Annotated in this window: 21 protein-coding genes; all 21 read right to left on the bottom strand. The window is 46.8% G+C overall.

Annotation, left to right across the window (positions count from 1 at the left end; genetic code table 11):
- Positions 1-201: 201 nt before the first annotated feature.
- Positions 202-2,244, bottom strand: a complete 2,043-nt coding sequence (ftsH, locus tag KJS52_RS26400) for an ATP-dependent zinc metalloprotease FtsH (protein ID WP_213520527.1) — start codon at positions 2,242-2,244, stop codon at positions 202-204.
- A gap of 88 nt (positions 2,245-2,332) precedes the next feature.
- Positions 2,333-2,869 carry a hypoxanthine phosphoribosyltransferase gene (gene hpt, locus KJS52_RS26395; RefSeq protein ID WP_213520525.1) on the bottom strand — a complete coding sequence of 179 codons (537 nt, stop codon included), beginning with the start codon at positions 2,867-2,869 and terminating at the stop codon, positions 2,333-2,335.
- A gap of 62 nt (positions 2,870-2,931) precedes the next feature.
- The gene (gene tilS, locus KJS52_RS26390; protein WP_213520523.1) at positions 2,932-4,356 is read right to left on the bottom strand and encodes a tRNA lysidine(34) synthetase TilS; all 1,425 of its coding nucleotides are present in this window, start codon (positions 4,354-4,356) and stop codon (positions 2,932-2,934) included.
- A gap of 13 nt (positions 4,357-4,369) precedes the next feature.
- On the bottom strand, positions 4,370-5,305 hold the full coding sequence (locus KJS52_RS26385; RefSeq protein WP_213520521.1) for a protein kinase domain-containing protein: 936 nt from the start codon (positions 5,303-5,305) through the stop codon (positions 4,370-4,372).
- On the bottom strand, positions 5,289-6,002 hold the full coding sequence (locus KJS52_RS26380) for a vWA domain-containing protein (RefSeq protein WP_213520519.1): 714 nt from the start codon (positions 6,000-6,002) through the stop codon (positions 5,289-5,291). Before KJS52_RS26380 ends, KJS52_RS26385 begins: the two co-directional genes overlap by 17 nt.
- 240 nt (positions 6,003-6,242) lie before the next feature.
- Positions 6,243-8,708 carry a stage II sporulation protein E gene (spoIIE, locus tag KJS52_RS26375; protein ID WP_213520518.1) on the bottom strand — a complete coding sequence of 822 codons (2,466 nt, stop codon included), beginning with the start codon at positions 8,706-8,708 and terminating at the stop codon, positions 6,243-6,245.
- 415 nt (positions 8,709-9,123) lie between these two features.
- A complete protein-coding gene (locus KJS52_RS26370; protein WP_213520516.1) occupies positions 9,124-9,615 on the bottom strand; it encodes a S1 domain-containing RNA-binding protein in 492 nt (163 codons plus the stop codon).
- 123 nt (positions 9,616-9,738) lie between these two features.
- Entirely contained in the window at positions 9,739-10,035 is a 297-nt protein-coding gene (locus KJS52_RS26365) for an FtsB family cell division protein (RefSeq protein WP_213520514.1), read from the bottom strand.
- A 3-nt stretch (positions 10,036-10,038) separates the two neighbouring features.
- Complete coding sequence (gene yabQ / locus KJS52_RS26360; protein WP_213520512.1) at positions 10,039-10,650, bottom strand: spore cortex biosynthesis protein YabQ; 612 nt, start codon at positions 10,648-10,650, stop codon at positions 10,039-10,041.
- Positions 10,647-10,931: a sporulation protein YabP gene (gene yabP / locus KJS52_RS26355; protein WP_213520510.1), complete on the bottom strand. Its 285-nt coding sequence runs from the start codon at positions 10,929-10,931 to the stop codon at positions 10,647-10,649. The genes yabQ and yabP overlap by 4 nt, the downstream gene beginning before the upstream one ends.
- Before the next feature lie 112 nt (positions 10,932-11,043).
- A complete protein-coding gene (locus KJS52_RS26350; protein WP_213520508.1) occupies positions 11,044-11,325 on the bottom strand; it encodes an RNA-binding S4 domain-containing protein in 282 nt (93 codons plus the stop codon).
- A 3-nt stretch (positions 11,326-11,328) separates the two neighbouring features.
- Positions 11,329-11,601 (bottom strand): HU family DNA-binding protein, encoded by a 273-nt coding sequence (locus tag KJS52_RS26345; protein WP_213520506.1) that lies wholly within the window; start codon positions 11,599-11,601, stop codon positions 11,329-11,331.
- Between the two features lie 423 nt (positions 11,602-12,024).
- On the bottom strand, positions 12,025-13,521 hold the full coding sequence (gene yabN / locus KJS52_RS26340; RefSeq protein ID WP_213520569.1) for a bifunctional methyltransferase/pyrophosphohydrolase YabN: 1,497 nt from the start codon (positions 13,519-13,521) through the stop codon (positions 12,025-12,027).
- 101 nt (positions 13,522-13,622) lie between these two features.
- Positions 13,623-15,188: a polysaccharide biosynthesis protein gene (locus KJS52_RS26335; protein ID WP_213520504.1), complete on the bottom strand. Its 1,566-nt coding sequence runs from the start codon at positions 15,186-15,188 to the stop codon at positions 13,623-13,625.
- A gap of 132 nt (positions 15,189-15,320) precedes the next feature.
- Entirely contained in the window at positions 15,321-15,863 is a 543-nt protein-coding gene (gene spoVT / locus KJS52_RS26330) for a stage V sporulation protein T (RefSeq protein ID WP_281425713.1), read from the bottom strand.
- 378 nt (positions 15,864-16,241) lie between these two features.
- Complete coding sequence (locus tag KJS52_RS26325; protein ID WP_213520503.1) at positions 16,242-17,384, bottom strand: foldase protein PrsA; 1,143 nt, start codon at positions 17,382-17,384, stop codon at positions 16,242-16,244.
- Between the two features lie 134 nt (positions 17,385-17,518).
- The gene (mfd, locus tag KJS52_RS26320; protein ID WP_213520501.1) at positions 17,519-21,058 is read right to left on the bottom strand and encodes a transcription-repair coupling factor; all 3,540 of its coding nucleotides are present in this window, start codon (positions 21,056-21,058) and stop codon (positions 17,519-17,521) included.
- 143 nt (positions 21,059-21,201) lie between these two features.
- Entirely contained in the window at positions 21,202-21,432 is a 231-nt protein-coding gene (gene fin / locus KJS52_RS26315) for an anti-sigma-F factor Fin (protein WP_213520499.1), read from the bottom strand.
- Between the two features lie 57 nt (positions 21,433-21,489).
- Positions 21,490-22,050: an aminoacyl-tRNA hydrolase gene (gene pth, locus KJS52_RS26310; RefSeq protein ID WP_213520497.1), complete on the bottom strand. Its 561-nt coding sequence runs from the start codon at positions 22,048-22,050 to the stop codon at positions 21,490-21,492.
- A 14-nt stretch (positions 22,051-22,064) separates the two neighbouring features.
- Positions 22,065-23,456 carry a bifunctional UDP-N-acetylglucosamine diphosphorylase/glucosamine-1-phosphate N-acetyltransferase GlmU gene (gene glmU, locus KJS52_RS26305; RefSeq protein WP_213520495.1) on the bottom strand — a complete coding sequence of 464 codons (1,392 nt, stop codon included), beginning with the start codon at positions 23,454-23,456 and terminating at the stop codon, positions 22,065-22,067.
- A gap of 119 nt (positions 23,457-23,575) precedes the next feature.
- Positions 23,576-23,857 carry a septation regulator SpoVG gene (gene spoVG / locus KJS52_RS26300; RefSeq protein WP_213520565.1) on the bottom strand — a complete coding sequence of 94 codons (282 nt, stop codon included), beginning with the start codon at positions 23,855-23,857 and terminating at the stop codon, positions 23,576-23,578.
- Positions 23,858-24,018: the final 161 nt, after the last annotated feature.

Below are 24,018 nucleotides of genomic sequence, written 5' to 3'. Positions count from 1 at the left end.
TTACATGTGTTGCTGGCTCATGTCAATGGAATTGATAGCAAATGTTCATCATTCTTTAACAAAACATTAAATGTTGTGCTTTTTCTCATTGACGATCCATCAAGCCCTTTAAATAATTTCCATATTTAAACTACGCGGCAGCAAAAAAGCCGTACCGCCAGGCATTCGCAATTGCTGGCAATACGGCTCATCATTTACTGCTTATTGTTCCTTTTTGTCATCCTTGTTGTCGCTTTGCTCATTATTTTGAGCTGGCGTTTCCTCAATAATGCCTTGCTCTGCTGTTGGCTCATCCTGCTCGCGTTTTTGAATGCGAACTTTAACATCGCCAATTTCATCAACAACAGGCTCGCTAGTTGTTACTTCAGCAGGTTGCGCTGTTCCATCATTGGAACTGCTGCCGCCGGAAAACGCTGCTGGCAAAACTCCTGTTTCAAGCAATGATTTAATTTGCTCGATTTCAAGCGTTTCTACTTCAAGCAAGGTAGTTGCAATAAGATGCATTTCCTTGCTTTTTTCTTGAAGCAGCTTTTTCGTGCGCTCATAGCAATCGTTAATAATCGTTTGCATTTCCTGGTCAATTTCATAGGCGATCTGATCAGAGTAGTTTTGCTCAGAACCGATATCACGACCTAAAAATACTTGACCTTGCGAATTGCCGAACTGCATTGGACCAAGACGATCACTCATACCGTATTCAGTAATCATGCTGCGAACGATGGCAGTTGCTTGTTTGAAGTCACTGTATGCGCCTGTACCGATTTCACCGATAAACAGCTCTTCGGCAACACGACCTGCAAGCAAGCCGCATACGCGATCAAGCAGCTCATTTTTAGTAATAAGCATGCGATCCTCTTTCGGCAGCATAATGACGTAACCGCCAGCGCGACCACGAGGAATAATCGTAACCTTATGCACCTGGTCTGCATGCTCCAGAAAATAGCCTGCAATCGTATGACCAGCTTCATGATAGGCCACAATGCGCTTCTCACGATCACTAATGACACGGCTCTTCTTCTCCGTACCAACAATGACGCGGTCAATCGCATCGTCTATATCAACCATGTTAATTTCTTTTTTGTTGCGGCGAGCTGCAAGCAATGCTGCTTCGTTCAACAAGTTTTCCAAGTCAGCACCACTAAAGCCTGTCGTACGCTTGGCAATAACATCCAGCTTAACATCGCTTGTTAAAGGCTTGTTGCGCGCATGTACTTTCAGTACTGCCTCGCGGCCTTTCACGTCAGGGCGATCAACCGTAATTTGACGGTCAAAGCGGCCTGGACGAAGCAATGCCGGGTCAAGAATATCGGCACGGTTCGTAGCAGCAATAATGATAATACCTTCATTTGCTCCGAAGCCGTCCATTTCAACGAGCATTTGGTTTAGCGTTTGTTCACGCTCATCGTGTCCACCGCCAAGACCTGCGCCACGTTGACGTCCTACTGCGTCAATTTCATCGATAAAGATAATACAAGGCGCGTTTTTCTTTGCATTCTCGAACAAATCGCGTACGCGAGATGCACCGACACCGACGAACATTTCAACGAAGTCGGAACCTGAAATGCTGAAAAACGGAACGCCTGCTTCACCGGCTACAGCGCGGGCTAGCAACGTTTTACCTGTACCAGGAGGGCCTACCAATAGAACCCCTTTCGGAATGCGTGCGCCAACCATATTGAATTTGCGCGGATCCTTCAAAAACTCGACAACCTCGACGAGCTCCTGCTTCTCTTCATCGGCTCCCGCTACATCCTGGAAGGTAACGCGCTTTTTCTCTTCATTATAAAGCTTGGCGCGGCTTTTACCAAAGTTCATGACTTTGCCGCCACCGCCCTGAGCTTGATTCATAAGGAAGAAGAACAAAATAATAATCAGCACGAACGGAATGATCGTAATTAAGAAATTCGACCAGAAGCCTGCTGTTTTCATCTTTTCGTACTTCAAAGTAAAGCCGTACTGCTGCCTTAGCTCTTCAATCTGATCGGTTGAGGCTGTTCCAGCACGTGAAGTAAAGCTTTGACTGCCACCATCAGGTGCTACCTTATACTTACCAGTTACTAAATAGGATTGATCCTCAAACCTTAAGGTCAAATCCTCTACATTTCCTGACTCAATAGCTGTAATGAGCTCATCAAATCTTAAAGGCGTAGAAGATTCGCCTGAATTACTGATGTAATTATAGATCCCTATCGTAACCAAAAAAATAATTAAATAATAACTACTATTACGGATGAACCGTTTCATCCCCTACCTCCTCTCAGACGCTTAAAATATTTTACCATAGCATGACTTTCCATCACAATAGAGGCTGCTCGGAGACTACATGCGAGGCTTATGAATACACTTCAGGCTTCAACACGCCTATAAATGGAAGATTGCGGTACTTTTCCGCATAATCAAGTCCATAGCCTACAACAAACTCGTCTGGCAAAGTATACCCTTTGTAATGTGGCTGAAGTTCTACTGCTCTGCGAGCAGGCTTGTCAAATAATGTAGCGACCGTGACCGATGCCGCATTGCGATGCTCCAGCACATCAATTAAGTAGCTAAGCGTCAAACCACTGTCGATAATATCTTCTACGATAAGGACGTTGCGACCTTCAACTGAAACGTCAAGATCCTTAATAATTTTCACAACTCCAGAGGATTTCGTTGACTGTCCGTAGCTTGAAACCGCCATAAAATCTATTTCAAGCGGAATTTTAATTTCCTTAACGAGATCCGACATAAAGATAAATGCGCCCTTTAATATGCAAATAACGAGCGGATTGCGACCAGCAAAATCCTTCGTCAACTGCTCGCCAAGCTCCTTTACCTTTTGGCGGATATCCTCCTCGCTGTACAGCACCTTCTCAATATCGTTTAACAACTGTGATCCCCCTACACTTAACTATGTTATGTTGGTAATACAAGTTCATTCCTATTCATCGATCAAGGCGCAAGCTCTCGTCTGATGCATTGAATATGCAGCATCCTTTGCGTCAGCTCGCTCACAAGTCCATACGATGAACGACGAATGCCTGGCAACCATATCAATTGCCCTTTGCCATCCTCAACGATAGGATAAATATCACGCTCTGATGCTGCTATCTTAGCATCTACGAACATATCTTGCACTTTTTTCGTGCCATTTAACCCTAAAACCTGCATTCGATCTCCAGTTTCCCGGCTGCGAATCGTAAGCGGCATGGCAAGCGCTTCTATATCAAAGACGGCCTCATACTTCGAACGCAGTTGAGGCTGTTGTCGATTCGATATGATGCTGGCTTGTATTAGCCAATCTCCATATTGCAGCTCACAAGGCAGTTGCTCCGAATGAATGGTCAATGGCGCAATGGAAAAATTTAAAGCTTGGTAATGCTTAATATGTACAAATCGTAATCGTTCGTATTCGCGAACGCATATCAGACCAGCGCCTACGTCCAGCCGACAGACGCTCTTTACCGGATCGATGGCTATCGCTCTAATTCGTTCAATAGCTTCGAACGATATAAGCTCCTCATCTTGAGACAGATAACTTAATATTAGTTTAATCAGTCTCCTTTGTAAAGCAACAGGCTCAGCATTTAACGCGGTGCATGACATCATTAAGCTATTATCCATCTTAGTTACAATTGCTGAAAATCGCTGCTCCGTTTGCTGCTGCAGCCAAGCATCCTCCTCGCTGGCTATTTCCGCCAGTCTGGCTAGCGAAGATACTAGCCGAGGGTTGTAGCGCTCAAGCTGAGGGATAATATCAAGCCTTAACTCATTGCGCTGATAATGCCTCGATTGATTGCTGCTATCCTCGAGATAAGGAATATTGTACTGCTGACAAAGCAAAAGAAGCTCGTTCTTTCTCATACGTAACAGCGGGCGGATTAGTTCCACGTTTTTTTCTTTCCGTTTAAATGACATTCCGGTTAATCCGGACAGCCCTGTGCCGCGCAAAACATGCATCAGCACCGTTTCCGCCTGATCATCCGCATGATGTGCAAGCGCAATTGCAGCCGCTCCATATTGCTGAGCTATATGATGGAAAAACTGGTATCTTCTTCGCCGCGACTCAGCCTGACTGTTGCCCCCAGCCTGTTGCAAATAGCGCGGCATATCAAGCTCAATCATTTCAAACAAAATATGATGCTGCTCGCAATAGCCGCGTACCAGCTCAGCCTCCGCAGCAGATTCCTCCGGGCGAAATCCATGATTTACATGCGCAGCGATCAGCTCCAGCTCATGCGTTAATGCCAGACGGTGTAAACTATATAGCAGCGCCATCGAGTCTGCACCGCCTGACACCGCAACTACAATCGCAGCAGGCGCCCGAAGCAAGCCCGCTTCGCTGATGACCGCTTTGACTTCTTCTACAACATTCATGCTACCTCACCCGCTATTTTAATAGTCCCGCATAGTCCAGCACATAGAGAGAAGCCGAGATGCCTAGCGAAATGAGCGAAATCGCGATCATTACCTTAAGCCAGCGCGGAGTCTTTTTGCTTTTGGCAAGCGATCTGCGTTGATGAGCCAGCATCCGCCAGGCTGACGCCGCTTCCTTGCCATGCTTAAAGCTGCCGGAAAAGGCTTGCTCCAGCCACTTTAAGTAGGGGGCAAGCTGGGGCGTTTCCTTAGCCAGCTCCATTAATTCCTCGATCGAGCGATTTTGCGGTAGAAGCTCCTTCGACAATTGGTGAAGCTTGCGTGGAGCAAATAATTGCAGGCACAGCACAGCAAAGGAAAACAGATCATACTGGGCATCAGCTGTGCGCGAGCCGCAATTCCAATAGCCGCGATCGTAAATTTCAGTAAACTGCTTGACGCCTTTGCCGATTTGCGTTGCGCCGCCAAAATCAATCAGCTCCACATCGCCGTACTGACCTACAATAATATTTTCCAGCTTCAAGTCGCCAAATATCCAGCCAGCTTGATGCAGCTCCCCTAAGCTGCGCAGCAAATTAAGCCCGAGCAGCGGAAACCAATCTTCCCCATGCTGTGTTAAATAAGCCGACATATCGAGCCCTTTGACATAACGCATCGTATAGAAGGGAAGCTCCTTGCCCTGCGGCGTCACCCAGTCATCGACATCCTTTAAATAAGAATCACGCGCCATGCTGGTCGATGCCAACGCCTTTAAGGCATTAATCTCGGATTGCAGATCAACCGCATCCTGCCCGATTTTCAAGGCATACCACTGCCAATCCTTGGACACCAGGATGACCTTGCCGTTTGCTCCCTCGCCAAGCAAGCGCTCCACTCGATAATGCCCATGCTTCCACTTGCCAACAATGACGCTGCCTTTTTTCAACGGAAGCTTAAATGACGTCGTCACCAATCATCCCATCCATTTCTTTACGCTGCGAGCTGCTTTCGATAAAATGCTCAACGACCTTCATCAATGCCGGTCCTGTAGGCGTCGTGCCACTCATATGCAATTTAGGAAAGATCGAGGGTACGCCCTTTAAATGCGTCGTCCAATCGAGGCTAAGCACGCAATCCTCTTGCTTGGAGCCAGGAAAATGGAAGACTGCAATCTCGCTCTTGCCCGCTCTTGCCTGCAAGCTGAGCATTAAATCATGAATGGCTTCCTCGACTGATGCAAGCTTAGGTCGCATGCTTGCGCTTGCGTCTATAAGCAGAGCAACCTGCAGCCCGCTCGTTTCGGTAAGCTCATCCATTACTTTAACCACTTCCCCACGTTTTTCAGGCGGAAGCGCCTCAATCGAATCATTACCCAGCACAGATTGCAGCTCTCGCTGCACCGCCAGCTGAATCGTTTGCACCACTGTTTTGCGCGTCATCATCTGCACAGTCTGCGCAAGCTCCTTCGCCTGGACTAATCTACTTAATCCACCTCCAGCTCTAGCAATTTCATGAATCTCTGATGCACCATACTCTCCCAACTCACCATGGTCGACCACACCTACAACATTGACTGCGATTCCTTCTGATTTTGCATGAGCAGCGGCTACGATAGGGCTCATCCCTACATTAGAACAACCATCTGTAATTAATAAAATTTGCTTCATTTCATACTCCTCCTCATACACGCACGCTGAATAGCATGACAAACTATTACTAGCATTGCCTGAACGAGAGAAGCTTAACCCTATCAATCTAGCTCTACATAAGTTTTATTATACATGAGTAAAGTGCTGGATGGCTAATATTGATCTGTTCCACGCACAGCACAACCCTTTCCAACCTGCGCAGCGGCAAAGCTAGAAAGGGTTGTGCTCTTCATCTATGCTTAAAGCAAGCTTTTATGCTCAGCTTGCACTTTTTTTACGCTCGATTTTTCCAACGCCCGGCCATTTGAAGGTTGCCCATTGCGGCACATAGCGATCTACACGCGTAACAAGTACGGTCATATCATCATGAATCGCCCCCTCATGAAAACGTACGACGGTTTCCAGCAGACTGTCAGCAATCTCCTGCGGATCATTGCTGCGCAGCTCGCTAATCACCCGCTTCATCCACAGCTCCTTATTGACTGCATAGCCAGGCGCATCATAAATGCCATCGCTCATCATAATTAACAGATCGCCTGGCTGCAGCGTCATATGAATAAAATCAACATCAATTTCTTGAATAATGCCAATTGGCAAATTGCTGGCGATAATCGGAATTACTTCATTCCCCCTTTTAATAAAGCTTGGTGTCGAACCAATTTTGAGAAAGGTTGTATTAGCTGAGTACAGATCAATAATGGCCAAATCAACCGTTGCGTAAATTTCCTCAGGCGAACGCAGCAGCAAAATCGAGTTGACTGATTTGACGGCAAGCTGCTCATTCATGCCTGACTGCAGCAACTGCTGAAGGATGTTGAGCGCCGCGCTGCTTTCTTGCCGCGCACGCTCGCCATTGCCCATTCCATCGCTTATTGCCACTGCAAATTTGCCGCTATCCAGCTCCATCATGCTAAAGCTGTCTCCCGATAGCAAATCTCCTCCCTTCGCTACACCTGCTACACCTATATCGACCTCGAACTGCTTGGCTGAAGCTAAAATGGCGCGCTGCAGCTCACTATGCGGCGATACCGCCGACTCGCTGCGCACTGTAATATTTTCGCCTAAAATTTCACTCAGCAGCGGTGCAATAATTTTACGGCATTCCTCAAACCCTTGCTCAAATGTATGCTGAATTTCAATTTCTACATTTCCCACCTCCAGGCTAATAATATCAATGCTATGAATCGATAAGCCGAGCTCCTCCACCGCCTCCTTTATTTGCTCCTCCTGTACGTGCAATGCCTGCCCCTCGCGCTTAATTTCCTGCGACAGATCCTCCATTACCTGAGATACGCCTAGCAGTTGATCCGCAACTAACCCTTTCAGCTCATGCAGCTGCCTTTGCCATTTATAATTAATCTGATGCAGCTCATATTGATGCCGCATCGCGTGCTGCACCTCCTGCACATGAATGCAGTGGCTTTGCCATGCTTTCGGCAGCTCCTTCATGCCGCGGCTGCCTGCTTCCATACTGCTCATCATCTCTCCCATCATTTTTCGAGTTTGAAACAGCTTCTCCCCCCAGCAAACCTTTTGCCGGTGACAATTGGCGCAGCTCTCGTCTGCCACCGCTTCCATAAATTTAGTGACCTGTTCATCATGATCAAGCTCCTTTTCATTTATATAATTTGGATAAAAGCTGTTGGACAGCGCTTTAAACATTTCGGAAAAATGCAACACCCGTGATGCCGTAGCATTTCGTACATGCTTGGCATACTCGTAATGCGACTTGGTATGCTCGACTGAGCCGGGCACATATTTGCTAATGGCTTGAATCATCGCTTTTGGCGTGAAGACTAGCAGCAGGGCTGCAAGCGAAGACTCCCAGACAGAGGTGAACATTTGCTCCTGGCTGCCTACATATACGGTTAGAATCGTAGAGCCGAGCAGCAAGCCGAACGCCGCTCCCATCTTGCCACCTTCGCGCAGCAAGCCTGCCAGCAAACCGGCAAAGGCGAGCACGCCAATTTGCAGCACCGCGCTAAAATCAGCAAGACTAATAATGAGCCCGGCAATAACGCCAACGGTTGCCCCTAGTGGCGCGCCGCCGGCAACGGCAAAAACTAGCAGCATATATCGTGAAAGCACATGCTCAACCGATATCCCCTGCACAACCCAGCCAACCGTTCCTGTCATGACGCAAGCAAGCAGAATCATTACGCAAATCATTTCTTCACTTTTAAGCTTGGCTGATTTGCGGGTTAATGTAATGACTGGCAATGCGTGAATAAAAACGAGCGTAAGCACAAAGGCGAGTGCGGCTTCTATAAAAACCATCATTAGCCGATACCAATCTACGGAATTGCCTATAAATGCATGAAACAGCTGCACTAAAATGACTGAAATAAATACGATTAGCGGAACCTTGGATATTGAAACCTTCTCAAAGGCCTGCAGGCCGCGAAACAGCAAGTAGACAACGAGCAGCTCCAATGCAATCCATAAAGGAGCAGGATTGAGCGAGAGCATGCTGCCGAGCACAATTGCCAGGCCAGAGAAAAGCGCAAGATCTCGTCGCATGTAGTAAATAACGGCAAAGTAGGCAACAGCAAAGGACATCAACGATTCCAAAATAACAGCTCGGCCAAGCAAAAAGGCAAGTCCAACCAGGATAATATGCCATTTCCTGCTTTCTACTAGCTCGTAAGCAGCCTGCACCCATTTGTGCTGCAGCAATCGCTCACTAAAACTTACCCGCATCAGAACACTTTCACTTTTCTTCATGCTTTACACCACCATTATTTTTCTCGGAACACCTCGGCTGAGGTTTTCTCACGTGCTCCTCATTATAGAGGCTCGTCCAAACAATTTTTGTCAGATGGCGTAGCCAAGCAAAAAGTTTTTTCCGACAAAAATGTATGGCTCGCAGCTGCTGTCGGAATTTTTGCAATGCCAGCGCAGTCAAGGGATTATAGCTTACACCGCAAGCTGAAGCGCTCAGCCGTGCTTGTCGGAAGTCGAGCCAATTGATGACGAAACAACGTGACTTACGTGTGCAGATGGTGAAAAGTGACTGAAAGTTTTTGTTCTAGCGAGCGCTCGACAGTAGCATTTGCCAAATGGGTATCCGTGGCGTGTTTAGACAAAACAAAAAAGCAGAGCATATGCTCTGCTTGTTATTTCAACACATCAGATTTCGTTACATGCGCTTAGCGCCACGACCTCCGCGTTTGCCTTCTGTATTCTTTTTCAAAGATGAAATGCGCTCTTCACTATCCTTTAAGAACTTAGACATTTTATCCTCAAATGAAGTTTTATTATGATTTGGCTTACCAAAGCCCTGCTTGTTGAATGGACGTCCGCCTCGTTCGAAGGATCCGCTACCGCCGGCACGATTAAATCTTTCTCCGCTATGTCCTCCTGATTGAGAAGATGCGGCTTGCTCCCCTGCTGGACGTTCAACAGCTTGTTTGATCGATAGGCCGATTTTGCCATCTTTGTCCACATTAATGACTTTCACTGTAACGATATCATCAATTTTCAGATGATCCTTTACGTCCTTGACGTAGTTATCAGCGATTTCAGAAATATGAACCAGCCCAGTGACTCCTCCGGATAGATCAACAAAAGCTCCGAAATTTGTAATACCTGTCACTTTTCCTTCTAATTTGGCGCCCACTTCAATTGCCATAAAATAAAATGTTCCTCTCTTAAAGTATTATTAAGCGTTTCTGTCAGCGACTAGCATAACAGGTAGCTTATATCGTGATTATAACCGAAGGAACGAAACAAGGTCAACAGACAGGCGCCGCGGTCACTCACTAAAAATTTGCTGCTCTCCTTCTTTTACCATGCCTTGTTCTTTCGTGGCCAGCTGACTCATATACTCGGGGTCATTGAGCAGCATGACGTCTTTTTCCAGTTGATCAAGCTCTTGCTGCAGAGCGTTGCGATCCGCTTCAAGAGACATTAGTTTCTCGTTTAGTTCATCTTTTTGATTCGCTTGGTTAAATACGGTATACATTGCCCAAGCCAAAAATACTACGATGAGAAATAGCCATATTTTCAGTCTGCGCTTTGTTGCAGCTTGTACAGTTTTGGATTGCACCATGTGCTACTTCCTCCTTAGCCATGACCGCAGCTTGCTAGTAGCTGCCCGCCACAAATGTTGCAGCCTATCATTTGAGCTGAGCCTCTTCCAAAATGGTGAAAGCCACCTGCCTAACGGCTTCGTAATCGGCGACAATAGCCACAGCACTAATTTAAAGATAGGTTGCAATAATTGTAGCATAATTTTCCCGATGCCAATAGTGAACTTAGTCCCAAGATTTATTAAATATAATAGCACGGACCATATAAATACAATTGGCTTAATGAGAAAGATGTGAAAAATACGAATAATGAGGGCAATCAGCCACTTAATCGCGCGAATGATCCAGCGCGTCAACGCTGTTGTATAGGCGCTGAACAACCAATAATAGAGAAGTGCTCCTATAGCTAGTCCGATAAATACATATGCTCGTACCTCGCCACTATTACTTACATATAGCATTCGAAACACCAGAATAGCGGAGACCACCCAATACGCCAAATCAAGCAATGATAAAGTCCAGCGAGGGAATTTCAGTTCAGACGACACTACCCGATAGCCGTCAAACAAAATTCCCATGCCAATTCCCGACATCAGCATTGCTCCCAGCGTAAGCCATTGAATCGTTAAGTTCATCGAAACAGCTTGCCTAATAAGCCCTTGCCTTTGTTGGCAGACGCTCCATCAGAATAGGCGAGTGATTGAATTGAACCTTCTATCGCGACCAAGCCCTGTTCCAAACTGAGATGCTTCATATGCAGATTATGCCCTGTAACCGTCAGCATGCCAAGCTCAGTATTAAGCAAAAACAACTGATTGTCAAAGCTTTCGACCTTCGTCACCCCTGTAAGCTCGAGCAGCTTGCGATTAGTTAGCTTTACATCCTGCTGCTTCTGCTTTTTCTGCAGTTCTGACATAGACTCGTCCTCCACTTCCATTAATCTCATTACTCTAACGTATGGAAGCAGGAGCCAGTTTAGAACAAAAAAAGAGAGCAAGCTGTTAATATCAGCTTACTCTCTTGTCTGTCTATTCCCACTCGAGAAGATTCTCTTTTGGGCGTGCTTCTTCTTTCAACAAGGTATACATCTCGGCTGCCTCATCCTTGCGTGTCGTTTCAGCAATTCGCTCCACTTTTACCGTTACGATCTTTTGACCGTACTGGATTTGCAGCTCATCGCCTACCTTCACCGTGCTGCTTGCCTTAGCTTCTCGGCCGTTAATCCAAACGCGTCCTTGCTCGGACACATCCTTAGCTACCGTCCGTCGCTTGATCAGTCTCGATACCTTGAGAAATTTATCGAGGCGCATCGATTACTTGATCGCTTCTTTCAGCTTGTTACCAGCTTTGAAAGCAGGTACTGTAGATTCAGGAATGTTGATATCTTCACCAGTTTGCGGGTTGCGACCAACACGGCCAGAACGTTTGCGAGTTTCAAACGTACCGAAGCCAATCAATTGTACTTTGTCGCCTTTAGACAGAGCTTCTGTTACCTCAGCTAGAAAACCATTAATTACCGTTTCAACATCACGTTTAGTTAGGCCATTTTTTTCAGCAATGTTATTGATTAGATCTGTTTTGTTCATCTCTTATATTCCTCCTGACAATATATCCATAGTATGGGGCTAGCGCCTAATAGTGAGTCGCAGTATGTATGTTCTGTTCTCACGAAGAATATTAATTCAACTAAAGTTTACAAAATCCTTCTTGCATCTATTAAAAAATTACAAGATTTGCTGAATAAGCGATGATTTTGACGACTTTAGTCTATAAAGAGGTTCAAAATGTAGCTTCGTCATCAAGCAGCGCATTTTGAACTTCCCCTTATAATGAGCGTTCAAAATGTTCGGCTTTCAGGACCGAGAAGATGAGACGATGCTAGAAAACGAGGAGCGCAGCGTAGAGAGACCTACGTGAGCACCGCAGTTTTCGGCAGCGTTTCATATTCGATGTCGAGTAATCCTCTTAAGCTTGGCTTCGTCATCAAAGCCGTACATTTTGAACTTCCTCTATAATATCTTCTTTGCTTCGTCCCACCATTGATCCATCTCTACTAGATTAGTATGGTCAAAGCTTTTGCCATTTATACGAAGCTTCTCCTCAATATATTGAAATCTAGTTTTAAATTTGAGATTTGTGCGTGCTAGCGACTGTTCCGGGTCAGCGTCTATAAAGCGCGATGCGTTTACGACAGCGAACAGCAGATCACCTAGCTCTGCAGCTTGCTTGTCCACATTACCAGAAGCAATTTCCGCTTTAAGCTCCTCCAGCTCCTCAGCAATTTTATCGAGCACCGGCTCGATCGAATCCCAATCGAAGCCTACCTTGGCAGCTTTTTTTTGCAGCTTGTAAGCCGTTAATATAGCCGGCAAGTCCTTAGGAATGCCATCCAGCACAGAAGGCCGTGTCGCAGCAATTCCTTTTTCCTCCTGCTCTTTTGCTTTCATAGCCTCCCAATTTTTCAGCGCATCCTCTGCGTCGCTGGCAGAGTTCTCGCCAAATACATGCGGATGACGGTAGATCAGCTTCTCATTCAATGATTGCAGCACATCGTAAACGGAAAAGCTGCCCAGCTCCTCTTCCATTTGACTATGCAGCATAATTTGCAGCAGAACATCGCCGAACTCCTCCTGCATCGCCGCAGGATCATCGGCATCAATTGCTTCAAGCGCCTCATACAGCTCCTCGATAAAATTTTTGCGAATCGATTGATGCGTTTGCTCCATATCCCACGGGCAGCCATTAGGCCCGCGCAATACGGCTATAATTTCATGCAGACGATCAAAGGTGCGATTGCGCAATGCATCATCTGTAGAGCGAGGCACATAAATAATCGATAAATTGTGGTAGCCTTCTATGCGATCTAATTCATAGATCGGCAGCTTGATGATTTGCTCCTGTTCCGCTACGCCTAAAGCATGTCCAACGATTACCTCGTAATCATCCGGGTAACGCTCCATCAACGCTAGCTTAACATCTGACGCCGTATATTGATCATACACCTGACCGATGATCGTATGCAACTGTGGCTGCAGCTGAGCAGGCTGCAAATCCGCTGCATCAAGCAAAGCAAAGCCTTCGATCGGATCGAAGCGCAGTGCGGCAAAGGCTGCATCCAGGAAGCTTTCACCACCGCGAATGTCAAGCTTGATCCCTTCAGTCTCACAGCGAGCCAGCAATTGCTGAACTGTACTTTCAGCAACCATTGGATGACCGGGCACAGCGTACACTACATGAGCGGCTTTCCCTTGTGCTGCCAGCTCTTTCGTATGATCGATCAATGCTGCAACGATCTCCTCATATACGTCCGGAAAATTGTGATGACGCTCATATACATCATCAAAGCTCGTATAGCCGATCGACTCCTCGTCAAGCAAAGCCATTACAGGATGGTGCTTCGTTCGTATAAACAGCTGGTCTGCGCTTTGCAGAAGCTTCCAAATGCCGAGCGTGAGCTGCTCCGCGCCTCCTGATCCTAATCCAACAACCGAAATCTGCATACTTATCTTTCTCCTCCTATCTGCTATAACGCAAGGCATTACCGCTACTGAAGCTATCCCTGGTTATGTTATAACGAAACCTGGTGTATTTCCATGCTAATGTCCACTCATCCTAGCCGTCTCAGCTCTTCTGCCGTTATGGCGCGGCTGAGAAGCATAGCAAGTCCATACAAGGATGCTCCTATCACAACTGCAACCAATATATAAGCGGTCATATCCAATCTTGTTTCCAGCTCCTGCGGCCACAGCTGCTTCAGCAGCCGCAGCGCAGCCAGCATAATAAGCATACCAAGGCTGGCGGCAAGCAATGGACGAGCCAGCTCACGGTTTACTATTGTCAGCATGTTGTAAGGTACGCCATTTATTGGCTGAACTGTGCGATACAATGCCCAGCCGCCGATTACAGCCGGCACTAGCAGCGATAGATTGGCAGCTAGTGCCGCTCCTTCAATTCCGTGTATCGGCACCAGCCAGCCGTTTAACAGCGCCTTGCTGCCGGCTGCAATAATGACCAGCCAAATCGATAGCCGTGTAATTCCCGCTCCCTGCAGCAACGGCGCCTGAACAGCAAGCACACAGCTTGCTGCAGTAGAAATAGCGAGCAGGCGAAAGGTTGCGATGCCTGCAGCGTCTTTGTACAGCGCGATATTAATTGGCTCCGACAAAATGTACAAGCCGGCAGCAGCGCCAAAGCTTATAAGCAACGCAATACGATGCATCAGCAGCAAGCGAGTACCCAGCCAATGCCCAGCTATTCCATCTCGTTCCTGCTTGACCCAGCGCGGCAGAAATCCGGCAGCTAGTGCGGCAAGCAGCATTGAAACGAGCTGAATCAGCGGTTGGATTCTGCTGTATTGTCCAAATTGCGCCATCGCCTCTGTCCCCTGGACACCGCTATCCGCCAGTAGACGAGGAATAGTTAGCGCATCAACTACTGCCACCATCGGCACAACAATTGCCGCCAGTGCAGTTGGCAGCGCCAGCTTTAAGAGCACTGCGCCTTCCTTTATCCAACTGGTCGATGTGTCTTCCTGTTTGGGCTGCTTAGGCTTGCGCTGCCAAAACCAGAGCAGGGTTGCAAGCGCCCCAATAACGGAACCCCACATTACAGCAGCCGACATGGTCGCATCGGACCAGTCGAGCTTTAAGCCAAGCCATAGCAGCAGCACCATGCAAGCTACGCGAATGAGCTGCTCCAGCAGCTGCGACAGGGAGGAAGTTTTCGCATCGTCCAGGCCTTGATAATAGCCGCGGTATACCGCAATCAATGGCGTAATCAACAGCGCAAGCGCAAGCACACGCAAGGAGCTGACCACCTCTTTATGTCCAATCAAGCTGCCTAGCCATGGCGCTGCTGCAAAGCCAATTACTGCCATAATAAGCGATGCAGCGCTGCTGATGGTTAAGCCAACACGCAATGTGCGTTCACGCTCTAGCGGAGGCTGCATCGCGATATAAGACGCAAGCGCAGTTGGTATCCCTGCAATGCCTAAAGCCATCATCATTTGATAAATGGGATAAACGATATTATAAATGCCAAATACTGAATCTCCAGCCAAATTTTGCAGCGGTATTTTTTGCAGCACACCTATTAGCTTCGTCAGCAGTGTAGCCGCCGTTAGCCATAACGCTCCATAGCTCGTCAGCTTCAGCCATTTTCTTTTTATGCTCAAACCAGTATCACACTACTTTCCAACCTTCAACTACAACCACCATCCCTTCATTATAGGTGAAAAAAGCTTCCTCTGCCATCTTAACTGCTGTTGGCTGAGGAAGCTTATATGTTCCACGTGGAAAAATGTCGATTATTGTTCCATCTGCTTTGCAAGAAATGCCGCTGCTGTTTCAGCCATCTTCTGCTCAAGCTGTCCGACCTTTGTTCCTTCGTCCTTGCTAATAATGACAACTGTTCCAATCGGATCGCCACCAGCAATAATTGGAGCTATTACATAAGAGCTATAGTTGTCATGGTGATCTTTAATAATTTCGTAATTTCCATTGTTTGTTTCTATAGATGTTTTGCGATTTTCCATACATGCTTCCAGTGTTTGTCCAATTGGACGATCAAGCAGCTCTTTTTTAGAAGCTCCTGCCACTGCAATAATGGAATCACGGTCGGAAATGATTGTCGTATGTCCGACGCTTTCAAACAAAGATTCAGCATACTCCTTCGCAAAATCACCAAGCTCACCAATCGGTGAATATTTTTTCAGAATAACCTCACCATCACGATCAACAAAAATCTCTAATGGATCGCCTTCACGAATCCTTAACGTGCGACGAATTTCTTTAGGAATAACAACACGACCTAAATCGTCAATACGACGAACAATACCAGTAGCTTTCATCCTAATATACCTCTCTTTCACATCGATTAACATGGCGTGAAAAGCCGCTTGTATAAGTAAACCAAATGTACATATGTTTCAGACCACACCGCGCGCCAATTTCAGCGATGAATATAGCATGCCCATCATTGCTGTAAAAAAAACACCTTTTAGCTTTTTGCTACAGCGCAGCCAAAATTTGAATCTGACCATAGTATTCATCCTTATTTGACATCTTATACATCGGTGGATTACTTTTTACAGTAGCGAAATAGGCTGGAATTTGCCGAATAAACAAAAGGCTTGTCGAGAAAGTCAACGAAAACTGACAATCTGAACAAGCCTCTTTTTGATTAGCATTCATTAACCTTTATCATTTGCTTCGAGCTGAACTATTGTTTACTGTGCAGCTTCATCGGTTTTTGTTTCATTAGTTGCAGAATCATTGGCTGCATTGCCGGAAGCATCAGTGCCGGCGTCATTGGCTGCATCGTCTGTCGCAGTGTCATTAGCTGCTCCATCCGCTTCACCATTTTGCTCGTTGGCTGCGCCACCATCGCCGCTCTCTGCGCCCTCACCTTGCTCAGCGCCTTCCACAGGAGGCAATGTAATATTGAGCTCATAGCCAGGCAGCTCATCCTTCATGAAGTTGTCCATTACTTGATTGGACAGCACATAACGAATCATATCTTTCGTTGTATCTGCAATTGATTCATATTCCAAAATATCGCGGCCTTCCACCTGAATCACATGGTAGCCAACTGCAGAAAGCACAGGCTCGCCAACTTTGTTCAACTCTTGTGTAAATGCTGCTTCCTTAACAGGCTCGTACCATCTGCCACCCATGTAGTCAGTGTAGACGCCGCCTGTTTCTTTCGTAGTTGTATCGTCGGAATATTGTTTAGCCAGCTCATCCCAGCTGCCGCCAGCTTCGAGCTTTTCTTTCACCTCTTGTGCACGTGCCAGCGCTTCCTCTTCTGTACGTGTAACTGTAACCTCTCCCGTAGTTGGGTCCTGTACAGCAAGATTTACAACGATTTGACGAATATCATACAACGTATAGTCCGCTTTATTCTCGTCATACTCTGTTTTCATCATTTCATCAGTTATTTGCGAATCGATATACTTAGTAACGGCGCTGCCCATCATTAGAAACGAAGCAACATCATTGATTGTCAGGTTATAGGTTTTCAACTGATCCTTAACGTCACCAACGCTTTTCAAATACTCCTCAAGGCTCGCCCAGCTAGCCAGCGCATCTTCCTTTGCTGCGTCCTGCTGCTCTTGATTCGCACGGCCTGACAGCACCTTATACACTACATATTGCTCCAGTATATATTCACGGTAGCCTTCCATGTCGAGTATCGTCGGGTCCATGCCTTGGGTAAAGGCTAACGCTGACTTAAATTTGTTAAATTCCAGATCGGTAACTGTGCCGTCCTTATAGGTAGCAACAACCTCTCCTCCTTCTACATCTTCAAACGCAAGCGATGGATTTAGCTCATCCTTGCCGCAAGCAGAAAGCAAACTGATTGTCAGCACTGCTGATAGCAGTAGCATTAACCATTTATTTCTTTTATTTGTAGTGAAATTGTAAAGCATGTACAAGCCCCTTTCAAAAATAGAATCTGCTACTCATTGTAGCAGATTCAATAAATAAAAAGCGAATTTTCGAATTATGAAATCGTCTTATGCAATTGCGATTCCATTTGCACCACATCGATATACTCGAACAAAAACTTCTCTGTCAAATGCAGCTTCTGCTCCATGTCCAGCCCTTTGCCGCGCAAATCAATGTAATACGGAGACTCCTCCTCGCGAGCTTGCTTGAAGCGGTTTTCCAGCTTCATACAAAGCTTGTCGATATCCTTGCGAATCGACTTTTTCTTAGGCGCTTGCTCGAATGTAAGACGGAAATCATCACCACGGCCTCCAATGCTTGCTATGCCCAAGGAGGAACCAAGCACCTTTAAGCGGGCAACCGTCATTAAATTCATAACAGGCTGCGGCAGATCACCAAAGCGGTCCAGCAGCTCGCCAATTAGCTCATCAGATTCCTCAATGGAACTAATCGATGCCGCTTTCTTATAGATTTCAATTTTTTGCATGCTGTCGTAAATATATTCGTTCGGCAAATAAGCATCGACGCTCAAATCGATCGCCGTCTGCACTTGCTTTTGTTCCTCGACCTCTTCGCCTTCCATTTTCAGCTTTCTCAGCTTAATTTCCTCAGCCAGCATTTGCGAGAACATTTCAAAGCCGACAGAAGCGATAAAGCCGTGCTGCTCCGCACCGAGCAGATTGCCCGCTCCGCGTATGGAAAGGTCGCGCATCGCAATTTTAAAGCCGGAACCGAGCTCTGTAAATTCCTTAATCGACTGCAGACGCTTTTCGGCGACCTCTGTAAGCACCTTGTCGCGCTGATACGTAAAATAGGCGTAAGCGATTCGATTGGAGCGCCCTACACGGCCGCGCAGCTGATAAAGCTGGGACAGTCCCATCTTGTCAGCATCATGCACGATTAGCGTATTAACATTCGGAATATCTACTCCTGTCTCGATAATCGATGTACTAACGAGCACATCGGATTCGCCATCAAGGAAATCAAGAATTGTTTTCTCCAATTCCTGCTCGCTCATTCTGCCATGGCCGACTGTAACGCGCGCTTCCGGCACCAGCATATTAATCTCCTCGGCCATTTGATAGATGCCCTGTACACGGTTAAACAAGTAATATACCTGTCCACCGCGCGCCAGCTCGCGCTCAATCGCTTCTCTCACCATAGCAGGGCTATGCTCCAGCACATAGGTTTGCACCGGGAAGCGATTCTCTGGCGGCGTTTCAATGACCGACAGATCGCGTACGCCAAGCATCGACATATGCAGCGTGCGCGGAATTGGCGTCGCTGTCAGCGTCAGCACATCGACACTTGTTTTAAGCTTTTTCAGCTTTTCCTTATGCGTAACGCCAAAGCGCTGCTCCTCATCGACGATGACCAGCCCCAATGCATAGAACACTACGTCCTGCGACAGCAGGCGATGCGTGCCGATTACGACATCTACGGTACCGTTCTTCAAGCCTTTGATCGTGTCGTTTTGCTCCTTGCGCGAGCGGAAGCGGCTCATAACCTGCACATTGATCGGATAACCGTTAAATCGTTCCTTGAACGTCTCATAGTGCTGCTGCGCAAGAATCGTTGTAGGCACGAGCACAGCTACCTGCTTGCCTTCCATGGCCGCCTTGAAGGCAGCGCGGATCGCTACCTCAGTTTTGCCGTAGCCGACATCGCCGCACAGCAAGCGGTCCATTGGACGGGCCTTCTCCATATCGCGCTTAATTTCCTCGATTGCACGCAGCTGATCCGTTGTTTCTTCATACGGAAACATCGCTTCAAACTCCTGCTGATAGGTCGTGTCCGGCCCAAAAGCATAGCCCGGTGTAGCTTGTCTTTCTGCGTACAGCTTAATCAAATCATCGGCGATGTCCTGAACAGAGGCGCGCGCCTTGCTTTTCGCCTTCGTCCATTCCGTACCGCCCAATTTATTAATTTTCGGCTCCTTATCCTCAGAGCCGACATATTTCTGAATCAAATCAACCTGGTCAACAGGCACTGACAGCTTGTCGCCGCCTGCATAGACAATATGCAAATAATCGCGGTGAATGCCGCCGATTTCCAAGGTGCCGATGCCAACATATTTACCGATACCGTGGTTTTGGTGAACGACGTAATCACCTACCTTAAGCTCAGTGTAGCTTTTAATTCGCTCGGCATTGTCTAGCTTCTTGTCTACGCGTCTGGCCTTGCGCTGCTTTTGCGTAAACATTTCGCCTTCGGTAATGACCACCAAATTGGAGGAAGGCAGCTCAAAGCCCTGCTGCAAATTGCCCTCTAGCAAAGTTGGCTTTAATATATCATAGTCTTCCAGCACGCGGCGCATCCGATCCAGACGCTCCTTGTTGCCTGCAAGCATCATAATATGGCTTCCATGCTTATGCCAGCGCTCCATCTCCGACTTGAGCACATTCATTTGCCCGTGGAAGTTTTGCATCGTGCGCGTCGTAATGTTCACGATGTTTTGCGGCTGAGTATGCGGAATTTGCTTCAAAAACAGCTGCAAAAACAATGTTTGATACGGGCGATGCTGCAATATTTCATTCGTATCGCGAGCCAGCACCAGGCTTGGCAATGATTTTCCATTTTGCAGCAAATGCAAGTTCCATTCCGTCTCATCACGCTCAAGCTGTCTCGCTGTCTCAATTAAGCGGCTCGGCTCATCGAGCACGAGCAGCGTGTCTGCCGGCATATAGTCGATGATCGTTTGTTTTTCAGGATAGAGCAAGGAAATATATTTATAGATTTCCGAAAAGTAGATGCCCTCTCTCAGCTTGTTCAGCTCGGCGCCAATTTCCTCGCGCAGCTTTTCCTTCGCTGTACGGTCATTCATCTTGTCCAGTTGACCTTCTAGTAGATTGGCCGCATGCCGGGCCGCTGTCGTCATGCGCTCACGGGAAGCGAGAATTTCCTGAGCGGGAGGCACCACATATTGCTCCATACGATCAACTGTACGCTGATCCGTCGTATCAAAGGTACGAATGGAATCTATTTCGTCGCCAAACCATTCTACCCGAATCGCTAGCTTTGAAGTAAGCGGGTAGAAGTCAATAATTCCGCCGCGAACGCTGAACTCGCCCTTCGTTTCCACCATATCTGCTCTAGTATAGCCAAGCTCTACAAGCTTCTGAATAAAGCTTTCAGTCGCAAGCTCTTCGCCTACTTTTATCGGCATCTCAGCCTCAATGATCGCATCCTTGCTCGGCAAATAGCGTCTGATGCCTGAGAAAGGAACGACAACAATCCCGCGGAAGCCCTTAGCTAGCGAGATTAGCACGTCCATGCGCTGTGCAAGCGTTTCTGGACTGGATATAGCTGCTTCTGCCGCCATAAGCTCGTTGGCAGGGTAGAGCAGCACATTTTCACGTAAATCATGCAAGTCCTCTGCTATCTTTTGTGCAGAGAACATATTATGCGTAACGACAAGCAAAGGTTTGTCAAGCTGCTGCTGCAGAGCAGCAAGAAAAACTTGACGAGATGAGCCGGCAAGGCCGGAAACCATTTGCTCCTTCATCCCTTTGGCAAACCCAGTGACGACCGATTTTAATTCCGAATCTTCAGCAAATAAATCAATTAGCGCTTTCAAAACGTTGAGGCACCTCATTTCTCAGCTACAAGCGTCGTAACCCGTGCTGTAAAAATCTTATACATAACTGCGCAAACAAGCCCTCCATAAAACAATGCTGTCTTATGGACGGCTGTCGCTGCTTAATCATATGTCTGTCTGTATCTAGTGAATCTCTGCACCTATTGTAATGGATTGTTAACAAGATTCAGCTCAGGGTTACTGTTTAACGCTTCGTTGCAGTAATCGCATACCAGATGAACAACGAGATCACCATTTCCATTATACGTAATCATATCGTTACGCTCATCAGCGGTCAAGGAATGCAAGCCCAGCTGCTGCTCGGAAACAAGTGCATTGTCAATCGAACCGATATGCGTTTTGCAATACCTGCATATATAGTTTACAGCCATGTTATGCCTCCTGAAGGTCTTTTATACCCTTCAGTATGCCCAACTGCTTGCAATCTATTACTTGTTATACTTCCCCATTGTATCCTCAAAAGGATGGGTCAGGCTATATTCTATCGCATCACATGCATGATTAATCATAGCTGTGAGCTGCTCTTGCTCGCTTTTTGCAAAATTGCTCAATACGTAATCTGCAATCGCAAAGCCCGGCTCTGGTCGCGAAATGCCCATGCGCACCCGATTAAAGGTTTGCGTATTGAGATGAGCAATAATCGACTTAATGCCGTTGTGACCGCCGGCGCTGCCTTGATAACGCAGTCGCAGCCTGCCGATTTCGGTATCAAGATCATCGTATACGATTAATCCGTCTGCTACGTCCTGCTTGTAATAATCCAGAAACGCTCTAACGGACTCGCCTGACAAATTCATATAGGTCATCGGCTTAATAAGCGCAACTTTCACTCCCGCCACATTGCCTTCCCCCATTAAAGCCTTGCACTTGCTCTGATTAACAGCAATGCTCCAGCGACGGGCCAACTCATCAATGACCAGAAAGCCGACATTATGTCTCGTTTTTTCATACTTGGTTCCAGGGTTGCCTAAGCCTACAATCCATTTCATGCTGCAGCGCTCCTCTACTTGCTTTCCTTCTTCGCTCTGGCGCGAGCTCTAATTTTTTCTGCATAGTCTGGCTTGTTTTCCTGACGCTGACGAGCAATCGCCAAATCTCCTGCCGGCACATCCTTCGTAATGGTTGAGCCAGCTACTACATAAGCACCTTCACCAACTTTAACCGGCGCTACCAAATTAACGTTGCTGCCAATAAATGCATGATCGCCAATTTCGGTCTTGAACTTATTAATACCGTCATAGTTGACTGTTATCGCGCCACAGCCAATATTGACCTCCTTGCCTACTACAGCATCGCCCACATAGCTGAGATGCGAAACTTTACTGCCGTCATCAAGCTGTGCATTTTTCAGCTCGACAAAATCGCCAACCTTGCAGCCCTTGCCGACCTTGCTGCCAGGACGCAGGTACGCAAAAGGACCGATGCTGCTTTCGTCGCCTACCTCTGCCTTATCAAGCACGGAATGCTTGATGCTGACACCATTTGCAATGACACTGTTGGAAATTTCAGACTGGGCGCCAATTACGCAATCCTCGCCGATTACCGTTTTGCCTTTAATGATTGCGCCTGGATAAACAATCGTATCGGCGCCAATCACGACATCTGCTTCAATATACGTAGAAGCAGGATCAATAATAGTTACGCCATTAATCAGATGCTGACGATTGATACGAGCGCGCATCAATTGCTCGGCTTCAGCAAGCGCCACCCGATCATTTACGCCAATCGCCTCGGCGATATCTGACGTACAATAGCCTTGCACAGCTTCGCCTTGAGCGCGTAAAATGCCGATTACATCCGTTAAGTAGTATTCCCCTTGCGCATTGTTGTTCGTCACTTGATTGAGTGCGGCAAACAGCTTTTTATTGTCAAAGCAGTAGGTGCCTGTGTTGATTTCCTTAATTGCCGCTTCCTCAGCAGAGCAATCCTTTTGCTCGACAATCCGTTCAACCAAGCCATCACCATTGCGAATAATGCGGCCATAGCCTGCAGGGTTATCGAACGACGCTGTCAAAATGGTCGCTGCAGCGCCTGTCTGCTGATGCAGCTGTAGCATAGATTCGATCGTGCTTGCCTGTACAAGCGGTGTATCGCCGCAAATAACGATTGTAATGCCTTCCTCGCCGCCAAGCAGCCCTTCTGCCTGCTGCACTGCATGACCAGTTCCCAGCTGCTGCTCTTGTTTTACAAATTGCGCCTGATCTCCAATATATGACATGACTTGCTCAGCGCCATGACCAACTACGACTACTGTCTGTTCGCTATTCGCCTGCTTTACTGTATCTAGAACATGACCGACCATCGGTTTACCACATACTGAATGCAATACTTTGTACTGCTTGGATTTCATTCGTTTGCCCTGGCCTGCCGCCAGTATAATGGACATAATTTTCATGGATGAAAACTCCCTTCCTTACAATCAAACCCTCAACTGAATATATCGTATTATACAAAAAAAGAAAAGAGAGCGTTAGCTCTCTTCTCCCCCTTGGTAATCATGAATCATGGAATGCTTTACACAACTTCTTCGATTGCAACTTCCTCAGCTGCACGCTCGTACTCTGCCAAGACAGCAGATTGAATCTTCTCTCTTGTAGCAGAAGAGATCGGATGAGCGATATCGCGGAATTCTCCGTCTGGAGTACGCTTACTAGGCATTGCGACAAACATACCGTTGTTGCCATCGATTACACGAATATCATGAACGACAAATTCATTATCAATCGTGATAGATGCGATTGCCTTCATACGTCCTTCAGAGTTCACGCGGCGGAGTCTTACATCTGTAATTTGCATTGTGTTCACCACCTTTGTCTATTGGAGACTTGGTGTATAATTCCACATTTTGAAGCTAAATCCTTCTTATTTTTTGACAATTTTGATTCTTTTTTTAAAAAATTTTTTTGATAAAAAGGATATTCGTCTCCATTCGACATAAAGCGATGAAAACGGTTTAC

The organism is Paenibacillus montaniterrae (assembly GCF_018403185.1).
Lineage (GTDB): Bacteria > Bacillota > Bacilli > Paenibacillales > Paenibacillaceae > Pristimantibacillus > Pristimantibacillus montaniterrae.
Note: the sequence above shows the minus strand (reverse complement) of the source record. Positions and strands in the feature narration are given on the sequence as shown.

Excerpts from the sequence above, each read along its gene's own strand:
- ftsH (WP_213520527.1), bottom strand. The coding sequence starts at position 2,244 with ATGAAACGGTTCATCCGTAATAGTAGTTATTATTTAATTATTTTTTTG.
- tilS (WP_213520523.1), bottom strand. The coding sequence starts at position 4,356 with ATGAATGTTGTAGAAGAAGTCAAAGCGGTCATCAGCGAAGCGGGCTTG.
- KJS52_RS26380 (WP_213520519.1), bottom strand. The coding sequence starts at position 6,002 with ATGAAGCAAATTTTATTAATTACAGATGGTTGTTCTAATGTAGGGATG.
- spoIIE (WP_213520518.1), bottom strand. The coding sequence starts at position 8,708 with ATGAAGAAAAGTGAAAGTGTTCTGATGCGGGTAAGTTTTAGTGAGCGA.
- KJS52_RS26370 (WP_213520516.1), bottom strand. The coding sequence starts at position 9,615 with ATGGCAATTGAAGTGGGCGCCAAATTAGAAGGAAAAGTGACAGGTATT.
- KJS52_RS26365 (WP_213520514.1), bottom strand. The coding sequence starts at position 10,035 with ATGGTGCAATCCAAAACTGTACAAGCTGCAACAAAGCGCAGACTGAAA.
- yabQ (WP_213520512.1), bottom strand. The coding sequence starts at position 10,650 with ATGAACTTAACGATTCAATGGCTTACGCTGGGAGCAATGCTGATGTCG.
- yabP (WP_213520510.1), bottom strand. The coding sequence starts at position 10,931 with ATGTCAGAACTGCAGAAAAAGCAGAAGCAGCAGGATGTAAAGCTAACT.
- KJS52_RS26350 (WP_213520508.1), bottom strand. The coding sequence starts at position 11,325 with ATGCGCCTCGATAAATTTCTCAAGGTATCGAGACTGATCAAGCGACGG.
- KJS52_RS26345 (WP_213520506.1), bottom strand. The coding sequence starts at position 11,601 with ATGAACAAAACAGATCTAATCAATAACATTGCTGAAAAAAATGGCCTA.
- spoVT (WP_281425713.1), bottom strand. The coding sequence starts at position 15,863 with ATGAAAGCTACTGGTATTGTTCGTCGTATTGACGATTTAGGTCGTGTT.
- mfd (WP_213520501.1), bottom strand. The coding sequence starts at position 21,058 with ATGAGGTGCCTCAACGTTTTGAAAGCGCTAATTGATTTATTTGCTGAA.
- fin (WP_213520499.1), bottom strand. The coding sequence starts at position 21,432 with ATGGCTGTAAACTATATATGCAGGTATTGCAAAACGCATATCGGTTCG.
- pth (WP_213520497.1), bottom strand. The coding sequence starts at position 22,050 with ATGAAATGGATTGTAGGCTTAGGCAACCCTGGAACCAAGTATGAAAAA.
- glmU (WP_213520495.1), bottom strand. The coding sequence starts at position 23,456 with ATGAAAATTATGTCCATTATACTGGCGGCAGGCCAGGGCAAACGAATG.
- spoVG (WP_213520565.1), bottom strand. The coding sequence starts at position 23,857 with ATGCAAATTACAGATGTAAGACTCCGCCGCGTGAACTCTGAAGGACGT.